Genomic DNA, 17,442 nt, shown 5'->3' with positions numbered 1-17,442 from the left:
GCATGACCAATAAGACAGCTACGCCCCCAGCCACAAAAATACAGTCATGGCTCTGGCGATCGCAGAATTTAGAAAATCGCACCGCTTCAGATATATTTACCGCCTTATTTGCCCAAGAAAAGATTGCCACCCTATTAGAAAGCCCTGCTATAGCCGATCCAGAATATCCTCAGCTAGCTCGCTATTCTATTTGTGCAGGTTCTCCCCGCACTGTTGCTGGACAGCCTCAATTATGGACTCCTGAAATTGGTAAAATTCTGCCTTTTTTGCGATCGCGCCTGCAACAACCTACTTTAGATAACCCTGAAGTTGCTCACTTGCCTTTTACGGGTGGCTGGTTGGGTTGGTTGGGTTATGATTTGGCTTGGGAAATTGAACGCTTACCTAATTTAAATCAGGATACTCTACCTTTTCCTGTCGCATATTGGTATGAGCCAGATTGTTTTGCTGTCCTCGATCATGTAGAACAAATCCTCTGGTTAGCTGCTGGTGAATTTCAAGAATTAGATAATTTAGAAAACCGACTGACTTTGTGTAAGGGCGTTTCGCAAAGTAGGGGCGTTTCGCGAAAGCGGTGCGACCCCGCGTCGCCGTTAGGCGCAAGGGAAAGCGCACCAAGACACGCCCCTACACAAATACGTTTTTCAACCGATAAACAACAATATCAAAAGGCCGTTAAACAAGCCAAACAATACATTCAGGCAGGAGATATCTTTCAAACTAATTTATCCTTGCGGTTTCAGACAGAAACTACCGCTAATAGCTGGTCAATTTATCGTCAGCTACAGCAGATAAACCCTTCTCCTTTTGCAAGTTATTGGCGATCGCCCTGGGGAGATATGATCAGCTGTTCTCCTGAAAGATTAGTATTGCTTGAAGGAAAAAAAGCTCAGACTAGACCCATTGCAGGGACAAGAAAACGGGGTGAGAATCAAGAAAGCGATCGCGCTTTGGCAGCAGAATTACTTAGTAATACTAAAGAACAAGCAGAACACATCATGCTTGTTGACTTAGAGCGCAACGATCTCGGTAGAGTCTGTCAATGGGGTTCAGTAGAAGTAGATGAGTTATTAGCAATAGAACGCTACAGCCACGTAATGCACTTGGTAAGTAACGTCAAAGGAATTTTACAGCCTGATTATGATGCTGTAGATTTAATTCAGAGCATATTTCCAGGGGGAACAATTACAGGCTGTCCTAAAATGCGCTGCATGGAAATCATTGAAGAATTAGAGCCAGTGCGTCGCAGTCTATTTTATGGTTCTTGCGGCTATCTTGATCGCAGAGGTAATTTAGATTTAAATATTCTTATCCGTACTTTGCTATACGTCAAAACTGCTGATTATGATCTGGCTCAAGTGTATGGACAGGTTGGGGCTGGCATTGTTGCCGACAGCGATCCAGAACAAGAATGGTACGAGTCTTTAAGCAAAGCCGAAGCACAGATAGCCGCCTTACAATTGATCATTGATTCTTAGGTAAATCTCTTTCTGTCTTTAGCCATCTGCTTTGAGGTTTAATTAGGAACTTAAAATAAATAGGAATTTTGCCCAGGATATAGAAGGGAATAGCGATTAAATTTTTGAGAGGCAAATCAGAACGACCAAATTTAACCCAGGCGAGTAATACTCCCGTCATTAAAAATCCTCCCGCAATGCTGACAAGAATTGCAGGAATGTTAGAAATTCCGCCAACAATGGCTGCTAACCAAGTAATAATCATGCTCACCATCCAAGCCATTACCAACAAGGAAAGAGGTGGAACAGAAATATCTAAAGCTAATCCTAAAGCTGCAAAATTACCAGTTTTTAAAAAGGCTTTTAGGAGTCGGGGAACTTCTACTAAGATCATTTCTAAGTGTCCGTGTTCCCAGCGCGATCGCTGACTTGCAGCATCTTTGTCTTTCATCAGGCGACCAACTACAAAAGCATTCTCACAAAATACAGGCGTAGAACCAGCCAAAGCCAAGTCCACCGTTAGCTGCATATCATCAGTAGTTTTGCTTCCTGCTAAAGAAACCTGATTAATTAATGACCAAGGAAAAGCCATACCCGAACCTGTAAGCAAACAGTGCCAACCAAGACGATTTAAACCTAATAATCTAACTAGGTTTTTTACCTTAATCGAAAACATCGAAATATTATCCTTGAGGCTAGGATCTTCTGGCTGTTGCATCAGATAGGTAGATTGTACTGGTCTACCTGTGGCGATCGCTTTACAGGTAATATTTTTGATAGTATTGGGTTTGATAATGCAGTCCCCATCCAAAATTACTAATACTTCAGGAGGATTATTTTTAATTTGCTGCATTGCATAATCTAAAGCATATCCTTTACCGCGATCAGTTAAATGCTCTCTTTCTAATACTGTGACTCCTGTTGCTCTGGCTAATTCTGCCGTATCATCATGACAATTGTCGGCAATGACAATAACTCGATCCTGTTCTGTAATTTGTTGCAGCAATACTTCTAATACTTCTTTAATTTGTTCGGCTTCGTTATGAGCAGGAATTAAAACCGTTGTTTTTGGTCGTTCTAGTTCTTCTATATTTGCTAGATCTGAATCAGATGAGTCAGAAACAAAAGCAGCCAAGCATTCTATAAAAAATATTAGACAGGGAATAATTAAAATTCCGCCTGTTAATAGGAAAGCGATATTAATAATGTATATAAGATTCATTTGAATAATTATTTATAACTCGATAATTTTGAACGTTTATCAATTAGCAATACCATGTTAACCTCTAACTCTTAGTAAAGTTGTAAATCGCCTTTTTAAACAGCTTTATATTTACGCTAGGTGTCTTATGAAAACCGTGTTAAGTTTGGTGAGATAGATAATAGGTAATAGAGACAACATAGATTTGGCAATTAACTGTATTTGGTCAAAGACAATGCTTATCGTTAAATCATGCAATTCAAATTCTTCCAGGTTTAGTGAATTAATATATTGTTCTACTAAGCTAGCTTTCATAACTCGCAATCCAAACAAAGTATGCTAATTTCTATTTGTGTTATTACTTTTAAACGCCCTGAAGGATTAAAACGCCTTTTAGAAAGCGTCAACCAGTTAACATTTGCAACCATAGACACTCCAGAAATTGAGGTTATTGTGGTGGATAATGATACTTATGGTGTGGCAGAAGAAATTTGCAGCAAAGTAAAACTAAATTTTAAGTGGTCGCTAAAAACGGATGTGCAACCACAGCGAGGAATTACCTATGCTCGTAACAAATCACTTAACTTGGCTTCAAAAGAAGCAGATTTTATCGCCATTATTGATGATGATGAAGTAACAGAGCCATCTTGGCTAGAAAAATTATTGTTAACACAGCAGAAATATAATGCAGATGTAGTAACTGGCCCTGTTGTACCTCACTTTCAAGATAGCGATGTTCCTGAATGGATAATAAAGGGAGGCTTTTTTGATACTCCTCGCTACGCAACTGGAGAACAGCGTCATGTTGCCTTTACCAATAATGTCCTGATTCGCGGTGAAATTATTCGTCAGCAAGAGCAGGTTTTTGACGATCGCTTTGCGATTACGGGAGGTGAAGATTCTCACTTTTTTCTTACCCTTAATAAAGCAGGATACAAAATTATCTGGGCAGATGAAGCGGTAGTCTATGACTCGATTCCTTTATCACGTACTAACTCAAAATGGATTTTATACAGAGGTTATCGTACCTGGGGGAGTCATAGCCGATTAGAGAAAGAACTATATCCTTCATTGTGGGTGCAATTTATTAGAGCCTTGAAAGGATTAGCGTTGGTTTTGATTGGCAGCATTAAATTGCTTCCTGCCTTATTGATGGGTAAACAGGCGGTTGTCAGTGCATTACTCTATATTTATCGTGGTGCAGGTACTTTTGCAGGTTTATTAGGAATTGATTATCAGGAATATAAAACAGTTCATACTGATTTGGGAGTTAGTAAAGAGTATCCTTCAAAAGAAACCGCAACAGATTAAGAATACTATTCGTCATATCTGTGATTTAGTTAGATAATCTTGGAGTGGGATGGAAGTGTAATTATTTACACTCAAGTAGTACGTAGACGTTCCACATCTTTAATAGGCGGCGCACCAAACCTTTGAGAATATTCGCGACTAAACTGGGAAGGACTTTGGTAACCCACCTCATAGGCAGAATTGGCTGCATCAAAATTTTCAGTAAGCATCAGACGACGTGCTTCTAATAGCCTTAATTGCTTTTGATATTGAAGTGGACTCATGGATGTCACTTTTTTAAAATGGTGATAAAAAGATGAAGTAGACATACTAACGTGTTTAGCTAGCTGCTCGACCCCGATAGGTTTGGTAAAATCAACTTTGATCAGTTTAATTGTCTCGGCAATGCGCTGCATATTACTGCCAGGTATGGCAATTTGACGCAGAGCCTCCCCTTGTTCGCCCATCAAAAGACGATAATAGATTTCGCGGAGAATTATCGGTGCTAGAAAAGGAATATCCTGTGGCGTATCCAAAAGTTTGGTCAGTCTAATAGCACAATCGATTAATGATTTATCGGCATTGCTAACAAAAAAGCCTTTAACAGAGTTTTCTGGCTTACGTCTACTCAATTGGGTTTGAGCAATGATAATCTCATAAAGTTGAGCAGGATCTAAATTCAGTTTAAATCCTAAATATGGCTTGTCTGGGGTCGCTTCCACTACAAATCCAGTTATGGGCAATTCAACTGAGACAACAATATATTGAGCCACACTATATCGATATAGTTTTTCACCAAGCAAAGCTTCTTTTTTTCCCTGAACGACAATGCATAGGTCGAGTTTATTGTCACTGTGGAGTGAGGTGGAAATAGAAGACTCTCGCATAAATTCCAGCTTATCTATAGCCGTTTTATGAAGGCCGTTTCCCTTGCCGTCGGTGTGCTGGGTTAGTAATGTCGCTAACTCTCGACACTCATTAACGGGCGCATCGTGTTTAGATATTTTAACTACCATGCTAACTTTTGATGAAATTATCCTTATAGGATCATTCTAGAGAATTAGGCAATAATCTGCGAGGTTTATGTATTTAGAATCATTGCTGCTATTCCTAAGATGAATACATAGAAAAAAAATAATCAAAGGATTAGACATGACACAAGACAAAACAAAAATCGCTTTAGTAACGGGGGCAAGCAGAGGACTAGGCAAAAATACGGCTTTGGCTCTGGCGAAAAAAGGTGTGGATGTTATCGTGACGTATCACAGCAGCGAAGCAGAAGCTAAAAGCGTTGTCTCTGCAATTGAAGAAATAGGTCGCAAAGCTGCTGCGTTACAGCTAGATACTGGTAACACAAAAATCTTTGATGGCTTTGTGGCGCAAGTTAAGCAGTTGCTTCAGGAGAAATGGCAAACAGAGCAGTTTGATTTTTTGGTCAACAATGCTGGAATTGGCCTTCATAAACCCTTTGCAGAAACAACCGAATCAGACTTTGACCGCTTGATGAATATTCACTTAAAGGGTGTTTTCTTCCTAACGCAGAAACTTCTTCCTTCGATCAAAGATGGTGGGCGGATCGTCAATATTTCCTCTGGTTTGGCTCGCTTTGCCATCCCAGACTCTTCTGCCTATGCAGTCATGAAGGGAGGAGTAGAGGTGTTGACCCGATATTTGGCGAAGGAACTGGGTGAAAGACAAATTGCCGTCAACACGATCGCCCCTGGTGCGATTGAAACAGATTTTAGTGGTGGCGCAGTGCGGGACAATCAAAAGATGAACGACTTTGTTGCCTCGCAAACGGCTTTGGGTCGAGCAGGAGTGCCAGATGACATTGGAGGTGCGATCGCTTCTTTGCTTTCTGAAGACAACCGATGGGTAAATGCCCAAAGAATTGAAGTCTCTGGCGGTATGTTTCTCTAGTTCCAACCTATCTGCTGCCAAAAAGTAAGATTTTTGGCAGCCATACTAGCTATTTTTTGCTTGCTGCATCAGCTTGACAAAATTAGCAAATAAATAATCTGCATCGTGAGGACCAGGACTAGCTTCAGGATGATACTGTACTGAAAAGAAAGGTAGGGTTTTATGACGCAAGCCCGCTACAGTTCTATCGTTGAGATTAAGATGAGTTATTTCTACATCTGCCCCTAAAGATTTTTCGGCGATCGCAAAACCATGATTTTGACTAGTAATCTCAATCTGTTGTTCTTTCAAGCCTGCGGGTTGATTTAAGCCACGATGTCCAAACTTGAGCTTAAAGGTTTCTGCGCCCAAAGATAAGCCCAAAATTTGATGACCCATACAAATCCCAAAGGTCGGCTTGTTAGCTTTTAATAGCTCTTTAGTAATAGCTATGCCCTCAGTAACAGCAGCAGGATCGCCAGGGCCATTCGAGAGAAAAATACCATCAGGATTATGAGCCAGTATCTCCTCACTAGGAGTATTAGCAGGAACAACAATTACTTTACAGCCATAGCTTGCTAGACGGCGCAGAATATTGCGCTTAATCCCAAAGTCAATTGCCACCACGGTTAAAGAATTATTTTTATTCATAGCAGGAGCAAACTCCCAATTCGTATCAGTTTCTTCAGACCACTGGTAGACTTCTGGGGTAGTTACTTCTTTGACTAAATTTAAACCCATCATATCGGGTGCTTGGCGGATTAAATTTAGCAACCCTTCAGGGTCAAGAATTTCTGTGGAAATTGCCCCGTTAATCGCGCCATAATCTCGCAATTTCCGCGTTAAAGAGCGGGTGTCAATGCCATAAATACCAGGAATATGCTTCTGTTTAAGATAGTCAGGTAAAGACTGAGTAGAACGCCAGTTGCTAGGACGATAAGTGATATTTCGGGCAATTACTGCTTTTGCCTGCACAATACTAGATTCTTCATCAGCAGGATTGACTCCTGTGTTTCCTAGTTCAGGATAGGTAAAAGTAATAATTTGACCAGAGTAGCTAGGATCGGTCAAAACTTCTTGATATCCCGTCATTCCTGTATTAAAAACTATCTCTCCCACCGCAGTTGTCTCGGCACCAAAAGACCAGCCATGATAAGCAGTTCCATCGGCAAGAACCAGTAAAGCTGGTTTGGTATTTGGTTTGAGCATATTGACCATTAATTTACGAGCTTGACTAAATTACTGTGACCACAAAATAATCTAGCAGTTATCGGTAAAGATAAGATGGACTATTTCTTTGATTTACTCAGGCTTTTAAAATCTTTACTGTAGTCATGGTTACTAAGACCTGCCCAACAAGATAAACTGTTCACATAGGTAGATGACATAGTTAGAGAGATTTAACTTAATATTGATATTGATATCACAGCCAAACTAACGCGAATTTGATTAAGAAAGCATGAGTCCTAGAAAACTAACCGAAGACGATAAACAAGAGATTCTTCAGCTATATCGTAACTCCCAGGCAACCACCTCAACTTTGGCAAATAATTATGAGGTAAGCAGTTCGACGATTAGTCGCTTTCTTAAAAACAAACTATCTACTTCAGAATATGAAGATTTAATTCAGCAAAAACGTTTAGCACGTACACCTAGAGGTGAAAAATCCTCTGAAAAAGAGTCAAAAACTAAGACAAAATCTCCTAAAACCAAATTAGATAAGTCTAAAAATGCTGCTACTGCCGAAGTCACAATGCCTTCAGTGATAGAAGAAGCTATTGACAAGCCCGAAACTGAATTAAAACCATCTGTTCGTCGTCGTCGTCGTTCCAACGTTACCGAAGAACCTATAGTCGCTGAGGTTGTTCCGACACAGACTGAAGACAATCAGCCTGAAGAATTGGTAGAAGCCCAGACAAGCAATTCAGAAGAACCCTTGACAGCAAAACAACCCAATAAATTAATAATTGATAAACAGCCTCGTGGCACTGTCAAAAACTCAAGTAAAGACACGGAGGAATTAGCCTCTTATAAAAGCAATAGTTTAATTCTCAAAGCCGATCGAGTCGATCTTGAAGATGAGGACGGTGACGATGACGATGACGATAATGGAGTAGACATCATTACTCTCAAAGAAATGCTGGGAGAAGACCTAGAAGACATCAATGACGATAACGATGATGATGATGATGATTGGGAAGACGATAACGAAGATGGAATAACTTATCATAGCAAAAGTTCCAATTTAAGTGACGTTCAAATTCTGCCTCTTTCTCAAGCCTCTTTTCCGAGAACTTGCTATTTAGTTATCGATCGCTCAGCAGAATTGATTGTCAAACCTTTAGCCGATTTTGCTGATTTGGGTGCAATTCCTCAAGCAGAAGTTAGGGAAACGACTTTGCCTGTATTTGATAATCATCGTATTGCTAAGCGTTTTTCTCATCGTCGTGAGCGAGTAATCAAAGTTCCTGATGGGCGTATGCTGCAAAAAACTTCCCATTATCTTCAAAATAAGGGTATTACTAGATTACTGATTGATGGTCAGATTTATTCTCTATCTAACTAATTAGGATCTTAACTTTATTTACTGTTAAGCTATATGGATAAAACTGCAATCGAAGCAACGAAAAAACTACAATTATTTACAAAGCTTCTGATGAGACTAACGTAATGATAGTTATGATTGCAGACCAGCAAATTTTATCAGCTAAACAGGTTTGTCAAAGTTGTTTAATGGCAGATAATAGCGGTTTACCTCGTTGGTATAGTGGTCAGTTAGGTTGTGGAAAAGCTTTAGCAAAATCTACTCCCAGACAAGCTACAGTCTATGAATGTCAAATGGGATTCAATGTTACTTTGATCGATTGATTGGCAAGCTTGGGCTTGTCAAAGTAATTTGCTGCATAGATTTTTTGCCAGAGTCTAAATTCTTGCTGAAGTTTATTAAGCTCAAGCAGAGGTAAAAGGGCTTTACCCAGCTATTAGGCGTGAGCTTCATCAAACAGGATCTAGTACCCCTTGCTAACTTTTGACTCTTGAATTGCGATCTAAAAATTTTAAAACGCTCAGGCTAACTAATAACCATAAATAGCCAAAAAGATACCCTCCTATAACATCTGTCGCCCAATGAGCTTTGGTATAGATACTGCCAAAGCCGATTAATAAGACGATTATGGTGGCAAGAATATAAATATATTTGGTTGATTTAGGGTATTGTGCAGCTAACAAAAAAGCCAGGTAAAAGTAAAAAACCAGATTTCCTGCTGCATGACCACTAGGAAAACTATCTCCACCTAAATCGTGTACTAATCTGGGTTGTGGAGGACGAGAACGCCCAAAAATAGGCTTGAGGATTCTATCAACCATTATTAAAATACCTAGCGTAGCAAATGCTAGAGCTTTGGCTTCTTGCCAATATCGTTTACGAATCAAAAATCCTAGGGTAGCAAGCACTAAAGATCCAGCAATATATGTGTTACCAATTGTATAGAGACCTATAAAAAAAAAGTTGAGCAACACCCGCCTTTGAGACTGCAATATTTGTAATACTTGCGAGTCGAACTGAGGATAATTGCGAGTAAATATTAGATAGCAAAGATGCGCGAAAGGAATAGTGCAAAGTAAAATAAAAACCAGATTTGCTTTGCTAATTTTATACGAACTTTTCATCTGGTTAAAATTTCAACACTTTGTTTAAAAAACCAATATTTTTTTTAGACATCTTCCTCTAAACAAACAGCCAGATTACATTCAGTCTATTCTAGACTTTTTGCTGCAAAAATTAACCAGCTTTTAACCTTTCCTTGACTAATTCCTCAAAAACATGGGCAGATATATCTTACCTGAGTTTAGTCCGTCAGTTTCGCTCCCGCCTGATATCCAAATAATTACGCCAACAAAAGCGATTCAGCGCGGTCTTGCGAGAAAGGACGCTTCGTCCGCATCTGAGTCCGTTGCGAGGCAAAGCGGTCTTGAGGGTTTCCCTCATAGAGCTATTGCCGAGGGTGCGGGGGTTCCCCCCGTTATAGGAACTGTCGAGGGCGGGGGTCTCCCCCATGAGCGACACAGAGCCTATCGGCTCAAAGTCCCTTCGGGACGCTGGCGCGAATGCGCCGTTCAAGAAGCGATCGCCCGACATACTCGCCAGCTTATTCCATCTACTTGTCAATCTTCTTGTAGCTTGGAAAGTCTGGCGCAAAATATCGTCCGTCGTCAGGGATGGGGAATTGCTTCTACTCTATTAAGCCGTCGTCTACTCCAAAATGCGGTCACAGAAGTAATTAAAACCCCAGATGTAGAAGGTACGGCTAAAGCCTATTTATCAACTATTAAAGATCTATTTCGTAGTGGTATAAATTTAGCTCAGTTACAGCAAAATTCCGATCTTAAAATGCAGCAATTAGCCAAGATCGCGATCGCCTATCAAAAACTGTTAAGACAGAGAAATAAGCTCGATAGTGCCGAACTTTATTGGCAGGGTGCAGCCAAAGTTGTTTATCAAAAAGTTTATTTATTTTATGGCTATTTTGCCCCGAATAAAGATGAACTGGCTTTGATAAATGCGATCGCTGCTCAAGATAGTATATTAGTGTTGCCCGTAGATAATTTGTTGACTCAAAATCAAAAAGCGTTAGACTGGCTAAAAGCTCAAGGGTGGTCACAAAAAAACCAAATACAGCCTACGGGATTTAATCAACGGTTACAGCAGTGTTTTAAGCAGACAGGAGAATTGCCAGCAGGAGTTAGCCTTCAGGTCTTTCCTAATTTGCTAGAAGAAGTAAGAGGCGTATTGACTCAGGTAAAGATTTTACTGACTCAAGGGGTCGAAGCTAAAGATATTGTTTTAGTAACTAGAGACGAAAAACTATACGGCGAGACTTTAATTGATCTTGCCTGGGAATATAGTATTCCTGTGCGGGTAGGTTATGAAATTCCCCTAGAACAAACTCGCATAGGTGCATGGCTCAAACTATTGCTAGAGGTAATTGGGGACAACTTTTCTTTTGAAGCAACGGCTAAACTACTAGCTCATCCTTTAGCCAAATATATGTCTGCTGAAATTTGGGCAGAAGCTAGACATTTACATCCTCACGGGGTCGATGCTTGGCAAAAATTAGGCGTAGATTTGAGCTTGTTGAAGCTAGAAGACAATAGCTATAGTCGCTCAAGTTGGATTAAATATTTGCAGGATATCTTAGCTGCATGGGATGTTTTGGAAAAAGGAAAATGCTGGGCAAAAGAAGTTGCAGCCTTTTATCGTTTTCAGGAAGCTTTACAAGAATTAGCCAAGCCAGAGGCGCAAAAGTTAAGTAAACAAGTCTTTATTCAAGAAATCAACGACATATTAGCTTTATTGACCGTTCCTGCCCAACCGGGTATGGGAGGAGTTGAATTATACAATCCTACTTCTTTACTAGGTACTCAATATCCCTATGTATTTGTTTTGGGTAGTGCAGAAGGAATTTTGCCGACAGCAATTTGTGACGACCCAATCTTAGATTTTCATAGTCGCAAGCAGCTAGCCAAACAAGACCTAGAAATTGAAACCGCCGTAGATATCGCTCAAAGAGAAACCTTTTATTTTTATTGTCTGCTGGGTATTCCCACCTACAGTATTATCTTTTCTTATCCTGAATTAATCGCTCGCCGTTTAACTTTACCTAGTCCCTATTTAACCCGCCTGGGACTGAAAGTTACTTCTTTGGACACCTTGCCTCTTGCTAGTGTTGAACTAGCTCGACAATCATATCTACGTCAACCAAGTCTGTTGACTCAGCCAACAGGCGCATCATTGCTTTTGCCCAAAATAATTAAAGCTTGGCAGGTAGAGGCACATCGAGAAACGGGGGGGACACCCAATGAATACGAGGGGATGCTGGGGATTAAAATCGATCCTCAAAGCAATGTTTTCAGTGCTTCTCAGCTAACTCAGTTAGGTCAATGCCCCTTTAAATGGTTTAGTGCGCGGTTGCTCAAGCTCAAAGAATTAAGCGAAGCCGAATTAGATCTTGGTGCTGCTGTGCGAGGCAACCTATATCATCGCTGTTTGGAATTATCCTTGGAACAGATTAAAACTGCTGATGATCTAGCTAAATTCAACCAGGAACAATTAGCAAAAGCCTTTACCAAAGCCGAAGCAGAATTAAACTTAATTCAACTACCAGGATGGTCGGCACAACGCCAAGAACATTTAAACTTATTGGCACTTAATTTAGCTACAGCGGAATTTCTTCCCAACCAAAGGGAAGTCATTGCCAGAGAAACCAAATTTTCTACCCAATGGTACGGCTTAAACATCAAAGGACGGGTAGACAGAATCGATCGCACCACTACAGGATTAACGGTAATTGATTACAAAACTAGTGGCGTAATTCCTGCGGGGGTAAAAGATGCTACGGGTAAAGCCAATCTTGATATCCAGCTAGCAGTATACCAAGATGCGATCGCCAAAAAATATCCTGGTGAAGCTATAGATGACGCAGCATACTACTCTGTAACTAAGCAAAAAACTATTAGCCGTCCTCAAAAAGATGCTGAATCACTAGCTACTTTTGCCGAACAGGTAAAAACTCATTTAGAACAGGGACATTATCCCGTCGCCCCTGACGTAGACCGCAAAGCCTGTCGCTATTGTGACTATGATTTGGTTTGTCGTCAGGGTAGTAGACAAAGTTATAGACGCGAATAAAGTCATGGAGTTTTATTTTAGGAATTAGCTTTTTTTCGCATGGGAAATTGATTAAGTTGATTGCCCACAATAAATGTTAATTGTTAGAGTAATACAGCCTAAACCTATTGAGATGAATTATTAAGCTAATGATGAATTTAACTCAGGAACTAGCAAATGGTGTAGCTCAAATGTTTCCTGATGCTATTTTCTATAAAAAAACTACCGAAAAAGTAGTTGCTTTAACTATTGACGATGCGCCCTGTTATCAGGATCGAGAAGATTTTGGTACTAAACTGATTTTAAAGGCAATCGCAACGCATAATCGGCAATATAGTCAACTAGAACCAGCTAGAGCCACTTTTTTTATCATTAGCAGTCATTTGTGTCCAGATTCGCAAATTATACCCGAAATTGTCGCTAATGGTCATGAAATAGGCAATCATGGCGTTATTGATGAGACTCATGCGTGGTTGACTCCCCAACAGTTTGAACAACAGTTAAAAGAGGCTCATGAAAAATTATTAGAGCTTACGGGGAATAATGAGATTCGCTGGTATCGCCCTGGAAGAGGCTTGTATAATCAAAAAATGCTCCAGGCGATCGCCAATTTAACGGCAGCAGAAAACTACGATCTTAGGCTAGTGCTGGCTTCGATGATTCCTTTTGATACTTTCGATTTTGCTAATCATCCTTGGTTAACGGCAACGTATACTAGACAAATGATTTTTCCTGGGGCAATTTTAGTCTTTCATGCCAATTCGTTGAAAGTAGCCCAAAATACGGCACTCGCTCTAGAAACTATCTTAAAAGACTTAAGACAAAGAGATTATCGTATCGTCACCGTCAGCGAACTGTTAGACAAAAGGTAAATTATCGCCAGTATAAATCTTTAGATAGAAGCGATCGCATCTGTATTTAGCTTAATTTCTAGCTAGAGAAACTATATTTATCAACTACATGACTTATACAGATACAAAAGAGCAACCTCTAACTATTGAGGGAATAGAAGAATCAGCTATTGTTAATTACTTTGCAACTATCAATAGAGAAGAGTTTGAATTAACTGCCGAACTATTTGCCGAAGCAGGAGAACTATTGGCACCCTTTGAAAAGCCTATCATAGGTAGAAGTGCGATCGCATCTTATTTGACTAAAGAAGCCAAAGGAATGCAGCTACTTCCAAAACAAGGAGAAAAAATAATTGAAAATGATCTTGAGGAAATAAAGGTAAGGGGAAAAGTTAAAACGCCTTTGTTTAGTGTTAATGTAGCCTGGCACTTTAGCTTAAATACTCAGCAGCAAATTACTCAAGTACAGATCAAATTACTAGCATCACCACAAGAATTACTAGGTTTACAGTCAAAAAAGCAAGACAAGTAACATTAACCTTGCCTAACGAGAATCTAAAATTTCAATTTACTATCTTTTTCACTTACTTTTAGAAAGTTGATAGCCATTGAATATTATCACATCTATCTGTGGTTGAAGCTTATTTTAAATGTTTATCTGTCTTTATACGGTTACTTTTAAACATAAAAATGTATAGCGTGGTTATTAACAGCTTTGTACTCTTATAAATAATCAAAGCTTTAAAAATATAATATTGGAGACAAGTAAATAATATGGCTACAGCAGCTTCAGATCAAAACGTCACCCAAGCATTAAACAGCTACAATGGCTTATCCACAGACGAAAAATTAGCTTTGCTTTGGTATGTCTATACTAAAATGGGAGAATCTGTAACTCCCGCAGCACCAGGAGCAGCAGCAGACGAGATTGCTGGAGGATTGTTCAATCAAGTAAAAGAATTATCTCAAGAAGAACAGTTGGAAGTACAGCGCCAGATTATTGAAGGACAAGACAGCCTGATTTCTCGTGAATACGGCTCTTTAAGCGAAAATACGAAGCTATATTTTTGGTATCGTTTGGCTCAAGGAATGGAGGCTGGAACTATTATTCCTGTACCCGACGATTACAAACCTGCTGGTAGTGTAACAGAATTGCTATCTCAAACAGAACAAATGGAATTTGAACAGCAAATTACTTTCTTAAGAGATGCAGTGGTTAATGCTGGTGCAGAACCAAAATCTGGTGCAGGAATCTAGATTGACGATCGTTTAATTACTAGATCATTTTTTAATTTTAAGGCTATTAGCTAATTGCTAGTAGTCTTTAGTTTTTTGCGTCATTAAAATAAATCTACTAACTAATAAAAGTTATCACTTTGGGAGGATATTTAATTTATATATTTGACCTTAAATAATATAGATAATCATAGTATTTAAAGGAAAAAAAGTTAGTGAGTACACCAGATATTGGCGAACAAGCACTTAGTAAGGCAGTAGAAATTGGATTAGAAAGTCAGCTAGACAAAGTAGACAATTTGGATGTAGATATAAGAGCAGATCCCCTAGAATTGGCTCAAGGAAAGCTAGAATCTGTGATCGTCGACGGCAAAGGTATGGTGATGAAAAAAGAGCTAAGAGCAGAGAGAGTAATTTTACAGACCGATAGTATAAATATCGATCCTCTTAAAGCTGCCCTTGGCAAGATTAAGTTAGAGACTTCTACTAATGCTGAAACTAAAATAGTTTTATTAGAATCTGATTTACAGCAAGCCTTCAATTCTGAATATATCAAGGATAAGCTCAAAAATCAAAAAGTGAATTTGGACGGTGAAACAGTTACCGTCAACGCAAGTAATGTGAAGTTTGCTTTACCAGGAGAGGGAAAAATTAGCCTCAAGGCAGAACTTGAAATAGTCGAGTCGCAACAAACAAAGCAGATTGCTCTTTTAGCCAAACCAACTATAAATGAACAGGGTAATAAAATTGTTATCGAAGACGTAGAGTATCCTGATGGTGAGAACACAGATCCTCAACTAACAGACGCTTTGTTGCGTAGCACTGAAGAATTATTAGATCTACGAAATTTTGAACTTGGTAAAATGACTTTACACATCGATCGACTTGATATAGGTCAAGGAAAAATGACTATGGCTGCTCGCACCACAATTCAAGAGTTTCCTAATAGTTGATAGCTAGGCAACCGTACTGTAGATGAGATTCGGGGGCTAATTTGACTTTAAAGATTAGCAACCGATAACTTAATTTGGGATGGATAATCAACACCAGAATGAATTGACAAAGTAATTATCTGCATATCTATCAAACGAGATTCATGAGGCAGCTTACCCGTACCAGGATTAACAGGATAGGCAGGAAAACAGGCAGCACTAAGGCTTAAACGTAAGCTCTGAGTTTGGTTAATGCACATACAGGTAGCCTGAAGAGGAATAGAAACTATGTTCGTATCTTGAGCAGGAGAAGCTACTCGAAGATAACCTTGGGTAAAATTAAATACTCTACCATCAGCATCAACTGTTGACAGTACTGCACAAAGATCGAAACTAGCATATTCTACGGTACAGTAAACTTCTACAGTTATTGCTCCAGCAATATGTAAATCTGCGTCTAAAGGTGCAGAAGTATAGGTAAGAATATCTGAACGACAGTCCAAACCAGAACGCTCAAAAGAGCCACCAGGATAACTAGCGTGTCCTCCTAATGCAGGTACTGGTCGCCAAGGATCGTGAACTAAAACATCGGTATTATTAGCAAATTCTGTCACTTGTTCAGTTAAGTTAGTTTCTAATAATCCACTGGGAGAAATAGATTCTGCGATCGCTTCTTCGTATTCCCAGAGCATTCCGCTGTCTTCTCGCATACTTGCTAAACCATCGCTAGCTAAGTAATAAATTTTCAAGTTATCAGCAAAATAATCGAATTCGCGCCATTGATTACTACCCATTTCAAATAGGGAAATCGGTGACTCTTCTAATAGTCCTGTGTCTTTGCCTTTGAGCCAATGATCAAACCAGCGTATTTGAATTTCATCAAGGGGATTTTGAGCTTCGATGCCGTAATCTACCGCCCCAAGTTTTCTTCCCCAGGGAAGATGCGCCCAAGGCCCTACTAAAAGATGCTGTGGTTGTTTACTTTTGGCTGTCATGGCTCGATACAGATTTAATGTACCCCGTAGGTAGGGATCGAACCAACCGCCAACGTGCAGCATCGGAATGTTGACGTTGGCTAGAAGGTATTTAGGCGATTGCGAAGCTAGCCGAAGGCATCGCCTTTGCCAATACTCCGCCGTGGGATCGGGGTTGTTTAACCACTGGTGATAAAAAGAATCGGGGGCTAGCCTCTCCATCAGTTCAGGATTGGCGGGAATCGAGCCATTTAACGGCAAGTTACCCGAAGCAGCGCGTAATTCTAAATATGCTGCTTCATCTCCTTTGAGCCTTGCAGTTTCCCCCGCTAGCTGAATTGCCCAGGCTAAATTAGCATACAAACAAAATGCTCCGTTTTCGTAAGCCCAGTCGGCATAAAGATCGTAAGCTACCATAGCAGGTGCGATCGCCTTTAAACACTCTGGCTGATGCACCGCAGTATATAGCTGCGTCATCCCCTGATAGGAAAAACCGTACATCCCTACTTTACCTGTACTGTTCGGTAACTGCGATACCCAGTTAATTGTATCTAAGCCATCAGCAACTTCATGGGTAAACAGATCGAACTCACCGCCCGATGTTCCTCTACCTCGTACATCTTGAATTACCACAATATAGCCTTGGGCTGCATACCAACGAGGATGAGCATAAACTACTGTAGAGGCAATTTCCCTGCCATAGGGCTGACGCATTAACAGTATCGGTAATTCTTCATCAGTATCGGGACGATAGATATCTGCATCTAATCTTACTCCGTCCCTAGTTTGCATTGATGCTGTTTGTTTAATTATTTTGACCATTATTTAAGCAAGAGAAAACTACTATTTGCCAAGCTGCTTAAATAATTTTCCTACTTCTGGGTTATAAATCAGCTTATAGTTCTAATATTCAAATACCTAAATTTGATTAAGAT

General features: G+C 39.8%; 15 protein-coding genes. 10 read left to right on the top strand and 5 right to left on the bottom strand.

All coding sequences use genetic code 11. The annotated features are described in order from the left end of the window. Nucleotides 1-2 precede the first annotated feature (2 nt). Nucleotides 3-1,478: an anthranilate synthase component I gene (locus tag SLP02_RS00710; protein WP_319418737.1), complete on the top strand. Its 1,476-nt coding sequence runs from the start codon at nt 3-5 to the stop codon at nt 1,476-1,478. Here the strand turns inward: SLP02_RS00710 and SLP02_RS00705 are convergent. Next, entirely contained in the window at nt 1,465-2,679 is a 1,215-nt protein-coding gene (locus tag SLP02_RS00705; protein ID WP_319418736.1) for a glycosyltransferase family 2 protein, read from the bottom strand. The two genes, SLP02_RS00710 and SLP02_RS00705, sit on opposite strands and share 14 nt — an antisense overlap. A gap of 315 nt (nt 2,680-2,994) precedes the next feature. Here SLP02_RS00705 and SLP02_RS00700 point away from each other — a divergent pair, with 315 nt between their 5' ends. Continuing rightward, nucleotides 2,995-3,969 carry a glycosyltransferase family 2 protein gene (locus tag SLP02_RS00700; RefSeq protein ID WP_319418735.1) on the top strand — a complete coding sequence of 325 codons (975 nt, stop codon included), beginning with the start codon at nt 2,995-2,997 and terminating at the stop codon, nt 3,967-3,969. A 71-nt stretch (nt 3,970-4,040) separates the two neighbouring features. Here SLP02_RS00700 and SLP02_RS00695 read toward each other — a convergent pair whose 3' ends face one another. Beyond that, nucleotides 4,041-4,964: an AraC family transcriptional regulator gene (locus SLP02_RS00695; RefSeq protein ID WP_319418734.1), complete on the bottom strand. Its 924-nt coding sequence runs from the start codon at nt 4,962-4,964 to the stop codon at nt 4,041-4,043. Between the two features lie 136 nt (nt 4,965-5,100). Here SLP02_RS00695 and SLP02_RS00690 point away from each other — a divergent pair, with 136 nt between their 5' ends. Beyond that, complete coding sequence (locus tag SLP02_RS00690; RefSeq protein WP_319418733.1) at nt 5,101-5,868, top strand: SDR family NAD(P)-dependent oxidoreductase; 768 nt, start codon at nt 5,101-5,103, stop codon at nt 5,866-5,868. A gap of 45 nt (nt 5,869-5,913) precedes the next feature. On the opposite strand, the gene carA is transcribed toward SLP02_RS00690, so the two are convergent. Then, nucleotides 5,914-7,056 carry a glutamine-hydrolyzing carbamoyl-phosphate synthase small subunit gene (gene carA, locus SLP02_RS00685; RefSeq protein WP_319418732.1) on the bottom strand — a complete coding sequence of 381 codons (1,143 nt, stop codon included), beginning with the start codon at nt 7,054-7,056 and terminating at the stop codon, nt 5,914-5,916. A gap of 250 nt (nt 7,057-7,306) precedes the next feature. On the opposite strand from carA, the gene SLP02_RS00680 reads away from it, so the two are divergent. Continuing rightward, the gene (locus tag SLP02_RS00680; RefSeq protein WP_319418731.1) at nt 7,307-8,413 is read left to right on the top strand and encodes a hypothetical protein; all 1,107 of its coding nucleotides are present in this window, start codon (nt 7,307-7,309) and stop codon (nt 8,411-8,413) included. Between the two features lie 104 nt (nt 8,414-8,517). Further along, nucleotides 8,518-8,715 carry a hypothetical protein gene (locus SLP02_RS00675; protein WP_319418730.1) on the top strand — a complete coding sequence of 66 codons (198 nt, stop codon included), beginning with the start codon at nt 8,518-8,520 and terminating at the stop codon, nt 8,713-8,715. A 153-nt stretch (nt 8,716-8,868) separates the two neighbouring features. Here the strand turns inward: SLP02_RS00675 and SLP02_RS00670 are convergent, their stop codons facing one another. Next, nucleotides 8,869-9,300, bottom strand: a complete 432-nt coding sequence (locus SLP02_RS00670) for a phosphatase PAP2 family protein (RefSeq protein WP_319418729.1) — start codon at nt 9,298-9,300, stop codon at nt 8,869-8,871. Nucleotides 9,301-9,670: 370 nt separating this feature from the next. On the opposite strand from SLP02_RS00670, the gene SLP02_RS00665 reads away from it, so the two are divergent. The 5 genes from SLP02_RS00665 to SLP02_RS00645 all read left to right on the top strand — a co-directional run bounded on the left by SLP02_RS00665 (nt 9,671) and on the right by SLP02_RS00645 (nt 15,554). Further along, on the top strand, nt 9,671-12,535 hold the full coding sequence (locus tag SLP02_RS00665) for a PD-(D/E)XK nuclease family protein (protein WP_319418728.1): 2,865 nt from the start codon (nt 9,671-9,673) through the stop codon (nt 12,533-12,535). 128 nt (nt 12,536-12,663) lie between these two features. Beyond that, nucleotides 12,664-13,386 carry a polysaccharide deacetylase family protein gene (locus SLP02_RS00660; RefSeq protein ID WP_319418727.1) on the top strand — a complete coding sequence of 241 codons (723 nt, stop codon included), beginning with the start codon at nt 12,664-12,666 and terminating at the stop codon, nt 13,384-13,386. An 88-nt stretch (nt 13,387-13,474) separates the two neighbouring features. Continuing rightward, nucleotides 13,475-13,897 carry a nuclear transport factor 2 family protein gene (locus SLP02_RS00655; RefSeq protein ID WP_319418726.1) on the top strand — a complete coding sequence of 141 codons (423 nt, stop codon included), beginning with the start codon at nt 13,475-13,477 and terminating at the stop codon, nt 13,895-13,897. Nucleotides 13,898-14,139: 242 nt separating this feature from the next. Next, nucleotides 14,140-14,622: an orange carotenoid protein N-terminal domain-containing protein gene (locus SLP02_RS00650; protein WP_319418725.1), complete on the top strand. Its 483-nt coding sequence runs from the start codon at nt 14,140-14,142 to the stop codon at nt 14,620-14,622. Nucleotides 14,623-14,816: 194 nt separating this feature from the next. After that, nucleotides 14,817-15,554, top strand: coding sequence for an LmeA family phospholipid-binding protein (locus SLP02_RS00645; RefSeq protein ID WP_319418724.1), 738 nt, complete (start codon nt 14,817-14,819; stop codon nt 15,552-15,554). A 47-nt stretch (nt 15,555-15,601) separates the two neighbouring features. On the opposite strand, the gene SLP02_RS00640 is transcribed toward SLP02_RS00645, so the two are convergent. Then, on the bottom strand, nt 15,602-17,329 hold the full coding sequence (locus SLP02_RS00640; RefSeq protein WP_413467065.1) for a CocE/NonD family hydrolase: 1,728 nt from the start codon (nt 17,327-17,329) through the stop codon (nt 15,602-15,604). Between the last annotated feature and the right edge of the window lie 113 nt (nt 17,330-17,442).

It is taken from the genome of Pleurocapsa sp. FMAR1 (genome assembly GCF_963665995.1).
Lineage (GTDB): Bacteria > Cyanobacteriota > Cyanobacteriia > Cyanobacteriales > Xenococcaceae > Waterburya.
The sequence above is the reverse complement of the archived record's forward strand: the minus strand, read 5'-3'. Positions and strand labels throughout refer to the sequence as shown.

Coding starts and splice junctions, on each gene's coding strand:
- SLP02_RS00710 (WP_319418737.1), top strand. CDS start 3: ATGACCAATAAGACAGCTACGCCCCCAGCCACAAAAATACAGTCATGG.
- SLP02_RS00705 (WP_319418736.1), bottom strand. CDS start 2,679: ATGAATCTTATATACATTATTAATATCGCTTTCCTATTAACAGGCGGA.
- SLP02_RS00700 (WP_319418735.1), top strand. CDS start 2,995: ATGCTAATTTCTATTTGTGTTATTACTTTTAAACGCCCTGAAGGATTA.
- SLP02_RS00695 (WP_319418734.1), bottom strand. CDS start 4,964: ATGGTAGTTAAAATATCTAAACACGATGCGCCCGTTAATGAGTGTCGA.
- SLP02_RS00690 (WP_319418733.1), top strand. CDS start 5,101: ATGACACAAGACAAAACAAAAATCGCTTTAGTAACGGGGGCAAGCAGA.
- carA (WP_319418732.1), bottom strand. CDS start 7,056: ATGCTCAAACCAAATACCAAACCAGCTTTACTGGTTCTTGCCGATGGA.
- SLP02_RS00680 (WP_319418731.1), top strand. CDS start 7,307: ATGAGTCCTAGAAAACTAACCGAAGACGATAAACAAGAGATTCTTCAG.
- SLP02_RS00675 (WP_319418730.1), top strand. CDS start 8,518: ATGATAGTTATGATTGCAGACCAGCAAATTTTATCAGCTAAACAGGTT.
- SLP02_RS00665 (WP_319418728.1), top strand. CDS start 9,671: ATGGGCAGATATATCTTACCTGAGTTTAGTCCGTCAGTTTCGCTCCCG.
- SLP02_RS00660 (WP_319418727.1), top strand. CDS start 12,664: ATGATGAATTTAACTCAGGAACTAGCAAATGGTGTAGCTCAAATGTTT.
- SLP02_RS00655 (WP_319418726.1), top strand. CDS start 13,475: ATGACTTATACAGATACAAAAGAGCAACCTCTAACTATTGAGGGAATA.
- SLP02_RS00650 (WP_319418725.1), top strand. CDS start 14,140: ATGGCTACAGCAGCTTCAGATCAAAACGTCACCCAAGCATTAAACAGC.
- SLP02_RS00640 (WP_413467065.1), bottom strand. CDS start 17,329: ATGGTCAAAATAATTAAACAAACAGCATCAATGCAAACTAGGGACGGA.